At 53.6% G+C, this 338-nt stretch carries 1 protein-coding gene; it reads left to right on the forward strand.

Translation table 11 applies throughout. The features are described from left to right. Positions 1-43: 43 nt before the first annotated feature. Positions 44-338, forward strand: a 295-nt coding sequence (locus PPOP_RS19175) for an ATP-binding protein (RefSeq protein WP_006288374.1), incomplete at its 3' end; no start/stop codon positions are given.

The following is a 338-nucleotide window of genomic DNA, read 5'->3' on the forward strand; positions in this document are numbered from 1 at the left end:
GGCTCACTTCAGCGCTACGACCAACTCATGGGGGTGAGCTAGAATGAGAGCGGATCTCGCGGATCTATGCCGGCAGCTTCGGTTAGCGCATGTGGTGGAGTATGTGGCACTTCAACAGGACGAGCAGATGAGCGGATGGGTGGAACAACTTTTGATGGCCGAGCTTGAAGGCCGGCGCCGCGCCAAATTGGGGAAGCTCGTCCAACAGGCTGGTTTCCCCCATATTAAGACATTTGAAGGATATGTCTATGACCATATTTCGTTTCCAAGCGGAAGCAGTCCGGACATGCTTCGAAAGTTGGAGTGGCTGGAGCGCAAAGAGAATTTGCTGTTGATGG

It is taken from the genome of Paenibacillus popilliae ATCC 14706 (assembly GCF_000315235.1).
Taxonomy (GTDB): domain Bacteria; phylum Bacillota; class Bacilli; order Paenibacillales; family Paenibacillaceae; genus Paenibacillus_B; species Paenibacillus_B popilliae.